Annotated in this window: 2 protein-coding genes; both read left to right on the top strand. The window is 65.1% G+C overall.

All coding sequences use genetic code 11. The annotated features are described in order from the left end of the window. Positions 1 to 3,594: autotransporter outer membrane beta-barrel domain-containing protein (locus tag FJW07_RS31445; protein WP_140860916.1), on the top strand; the 3,594-nt coding region annotated here is incomplete at its 5' end. Positions 3,595 to 3,723: 129 nt separating this feature from the next. Next, positions 3,724 to 4,302, top strand: coding sequence for an invasion associated locus B family protein (locus tag FJW07_RS31440; RefSeq protein WP_140860914.1), 579 nt, complete (start codon positions 3,724 to 3,726; stop codon positions 4,300 to 4,302). Positions 4,303 to 4,792: the final 490 nt, after the last annotated feature.

Raw genomic sequence — 4,792 nt, 5'->3', positions numbered from 1 at the left:
GATCTGACGGTCGTCCACGGCAATCTGGCACTCGACGGCACCATCAACGTGACGGAGGCGCCCGGCGGCAATTTCGGCCCGGGCATCTATCGCGTCATCAGCTATGACGGCACCCTGACCGACAACGGGCTCGACAGCAATTCGCCCACTCATGTCGTCCAGACCTCGATAGCGGGCCAGGTCAACCTCATCGACATCAGCGCCATGACGCTGAATTTCTGGGACGGCGACGCCGGCCTCAAGAGCAATAACGCCGTCAATGGCGGCAACGGCACCTGGCGGGCGGCCGGCGACGACAACTGGACCGGGCCGGCCGGCGATATCAACGCCGCCTTCTCGAACGGCAGCTTCGCGATCTTCGCCGGCCAGGCCGGCACGGTCGATGTCGACAGCACGACGAATGGCCAGGTGCAGGCCGCAGGCATGCAGTTCGCCACCGATGGCTACCTGATCCAGGGGCAGTCCATCGATCTGGTCGGGCCGCAGGCGACGATCCGGGTGGGCGACGGAACCCTGCCGGGTGCGGGCTACACCGCGACCATCGCTTCGGTGCTCCAGGGCAGCTCGCAGCTGGTCAAGACCGATCTCGGCACGCTGGTGCTGAGCGGCACCAATACCTACAGCGGCGGCACGGCCATCAATGGCGGCACGCTCAGGGTCTCGGCCGACGTCAACCTTGGCGATGGGGCGGGAGCGCTGTCGTTCGACAATGCCGCGACGCTGCAAAATACCGCCGCGTTCAGCTCGGCGCGCGACATCACGCTCAATGCCGGCGGCGGCACGTTGCAGACCGACGCCGATCTCACGCTGTCCGGCCCTATCGGCGGCGCGGGCGGCTTCACCAAGACGGGCGGCGCGGCGCTGACGCTGACGGGCACCAACTCCTATGCCGGAGCGACCACCGTGGCGGCAGGCGGGCTCTATGTCGATGGCGACAACAGCCTGGCCACAGGGCTTACCTCGGTAGAGATCGGCGCCACGCTTGGCGGCAAGGGCACAATCGGCGGCAACGTCGTGATCGCCGACGGCGCCACGCTCTCGCCCGGATCGGCCGACGCCACGCCGGGCACACTGGCGATCGCCGGCGACCTGACGCTCTCCGGCGGCTCGATCCTCAACTACAGCTTCGGCCAGGCGAATGTCGCGGGCGGGGCGCTCAACGACCTCACCACCGTAGGCGGCAATCTGACGCTCGCCGGCACGCTCAATGTCACTGTCTCGCCGGGCGGCACCTTCGGCCCCGGCATCTACCGCGTGTTCGATTACAGCGGGACCTTGACCAACAACGGCCTCTCCGTCGGCTCCATCCCATCCTCGAACTACTTCGTGCAGACGTCCGTCGATCATCAGGTGAACCTCGTCAACACGCAAGGGCTGAACCTGAACTACTGGGACGGCGATGCCGGTCCGAAGTTCGACGGCACGGTCGATGGCGGTAGCGGCACCTGGCAGAGCTCCTTGGGCAACGACAACTGGACCGAAGACACCGGGTCGATCAACGCAGCCTATTCGGACGGCGCCTTCGCCATCTTCGCCGGCCAGGCCGGCACGGTGACGGTGGACAACGGGCTCGGCCAGGTGACGGCCGCCGGCATGCAGTTCTCGACCGACGGCTATGTCATTCAGGGCGGCGACATCGGCCTCATCGGCGCGCAGTCGACGATCCGGGTCGGCGACGGCACCAGTGCCGGCGCAGGCTACACGGCGACGATCGCCTCCGCGCTCACCGGCAATGCTCAGCTCGTCAAGACGGATGCCGGAACGCTGGTGCTGACCGGCACCAACAGCTACACCGGCGGCACCGCCATCAATGGCGGCACGCTCAGGGTCTCGGCCGATGCCAATCTCGGCGATGCGGCCGGCGGGCTCTCCTTCAACGGCGGCACGCTCAACACCACCGCCAGCTTCGCCAGCGACCGCGCCGTCGACTTCCTCGGCCAGGGCACGATCTCGACCGACACCGGTACCACCTTGACCCTAACCGGGGCATTGACCGGATCGGGGGCGTTCAACAAAGCAGGAGATGGTACGCTTGTCCTGACAGCCGCTGGCTCGGCCTTCTCGGGATCCACCTCTGTCCAGCAGGGCACACTGGCCGCGGGCGCGACAAACGTGCTCAGCTCCAGTTCGGCCTTCACCGTCGCCTCCGGCGGCACGCTTGACCTTGCCGGCTTCGACCAGACGGTGGCCTCGCTCGACAACAGCGGCGCGGTGCGGCTTGGTGCCGCGGCACCCGGCACGGTGCTTACGGTGAGCGGCGACTATGTCGGCAATGGCGGCAAGATCCTCATCAATGCCGCGCTCGACGGCGATGCCTCCACCACCGACAGGCTGGTGGTGCATGGCAACACGTCCGGCACCGGCATCCTGGCGGTCACCAATGTCGGCGGCGCGGGCGCGCAGACCAGCGAAGGCATCAAGATCGTCGACATCGACGGCAGCTCGGCCGGCACCTTCACGCTTGCCGGCGACTATGTCTTCGAGGGCGACCAGGCCGTGGTCGGCGGCGCCTACGCCTACCGGCTCTACAAGAACGGCGTCAGCACGCCGGCCGACGGTGATTGGTATCTGCGCTCGACGGTGATCAACCAGACCGGTCCGCTCTATGCGCCCAGCACGCCGCTCTACGAGGCCTATGAAGGCGTGCTGCAGAGCTTCAACGAACTGGGCACCTTGCAGCAGCGCACCGGCAACCGGACCTGGGGCGAAGGCGCGACGCCGCAAGGCGCGGACGTGCCCGGCCAGGGTTCGGTCGACGGCAACGCCATCTGGGCCCGCATCGATGCCGCTCATGGCAAGTTCGAGCCCAAGACCTCGACCACCGGCACCGATTACGACGTGACGACGTGGAAGCTCAACGCCGGCGTCGACGGCCTGCTGCATGAGAGCGAGGCCGGCATCCTGTTGGGCGGCATCACCGTCCATTACGGCACCGTTTCGTCGGATGTCGCGTCGAGCTTCGGCACGGGCTCGATCTCGGCCACCGGCTACGGCGTTGGCGGCACGCTGACCTGGTTCGGCAACAGCGGCTTCTACGTCGACACGCAGGCCCAGGCGACCTGGTATGACAGCGACATCAACTCGGCCGTGCTGGGCAAGCTTGCCGATGGCAACAACGGCTTCGGCTATGCCCTCAGCATCGAGAGCGGGCAGAAGATCGCGCTGCGCTCCAACTGGTCGCTGACCCCGCAGGCGCAACTTTCCTATTCGGCGGTCGACTTCGACAAGTTCACCGATCCGTTCGGCACCGTCGTGTCGCCCGGCAGCGGCGACAGCCTGATCGGCCGCCTCGGCATCTCGGCCGACTATGAGGACCAGTGGGCCGACAGCGCCGGGCAGGTGAGCCGCGCGCATGTCTATGGCATCGCCAATCTCTACTATGACTTCCTCGACGGCACCGATGTCGATGTCTCGGGCGTGAAGCTTTCCAGCCAGAACCAGAAGTTCTGGGGCGGCGTCGGCCTCGGCGGCTCGCTCGACTTTGGCGACGGCAAGTACTCGGTCTATGGCGAGGCGCTCGCCAAGACCAGCCTGGCGAGCTTCGGCGACAGCAATGTCATCAGCGGCAAGCTTGGCTTCAGCGTGCGCTGGTAGCACGCCGACGAGGCATCGGGCACAGCCCGGGTTGAGCCATCAGAATGCGCGCGGAAATGTGCATTCTCTGTCGTTCGCATTCGTCGTTCGCATTTTGGGCGGTCCGACTTTTTGAGAGATGGAAACGAGATGATACGAAACAGCCGAATTGGGTATGCCACGCTGATCGCCGCAAGCCTGCTCTCCCTTGCGGCCGCTTTCGCGCAAGACACAGCAGCCCTCCCAGGCGGGGCGACCTCGCTCAGGGAAGGGCATGGCGACTGGACCGTCTCGTGCAATCTCGCCACCCAGAACGGCGCCAATGTGAAGGTCTGCGCGCTGTCGCAGGAACAGACCGACAGCCAGTCGCGCCAGCGCGTGCTGGCGATGGAGTTGCGCCCGGCCGGCGAGGCCGTCCAGGGAACGCTGGTGCTGCCGTTCGGCCTGGGGCTGGACCAAGGGGTAACACTCCAGATCGATGACGGCCCGGCCCTGCCGCCGCTGCGCTTCCGCACCTGCCTGCCCGGCGGCTGCCTCGTCGATCTGAGTTTCGACGCCGAGACCTTGGCGAGCCTGCGCGACGGCAAAAGCCTCAAGGTCAAGGTGGTCGCGGACGGCGGCAAGGAGACCAATCTGGCACTCTCGCTGAATGGCTTCCCCAGCGCTGTCGACAGGACGGTGGCGCTGTTTGAAGTGATCGCCGTCTTCGGGTTGATGACGAGTCGCTGATTGAGGTCTATTGCCGGTCAAAGCAAATGCATGTCGCGCAAAAGTGTGCAGCGGTTTTGCGATAACGACATGCATGAAAATAAAGGCTTAAAAGCGCGTCGCCTGAATCCGTTTCGACGCGACGCGCTTTAGGCGCAAAAGTCGGCTTTCTAGCCCAATTGACCGTCTCTGCCGAAACTGCCGCCCAAGCTCCTCGACAGACCAAACACACTTGAGCGCTGCTTTTATGGGCAGGACCCAGCAACCGCTTTCCGTGGAATCAGTGCCGGGCACGTCATGCGAACGATGATTACGCGACCTTTGCTCCACGAAAGCAGCGGAAAGAGAGCCCTGTTGGTTGCGTGGGCAGTCTCCAGGCAAGCAAGGTAAGTCAGAATTGGCGTAACCGATTGAAATAGAAATGCCCTTCCCGGGAGATGGGTGACAGTTCATTCCGGATAGATGGGTTACACTTTCGGCCCTTTGCGAGGAGAGCAAGGTGCCTTGGAAG

This window comes from Mesorhizobium sp. B3-1-9 (assembly GCF_006439595.1).
Taxonomy (GTDB): Bacteria; Pseudomonadota; Alphaproteobacteria; order Rhizobiales; family Rhizobiaceae; genus Mesorhizobium.
The sequence above is the reverse complement of the archived record's forward strand: the minus strand, read 5'-3'. Positions and strand labels throughout refer to the sequence as shown.

Excerpts from the sequence above, each read along its gene's own strand:
- FJW07_RS31440 (WP_140860914.1), top strand. The coding sequence starts at position 3,724 with ATGATACGAAACAGCCGAATTGGGTATGCCACGCTGATCGCCGCAAGC.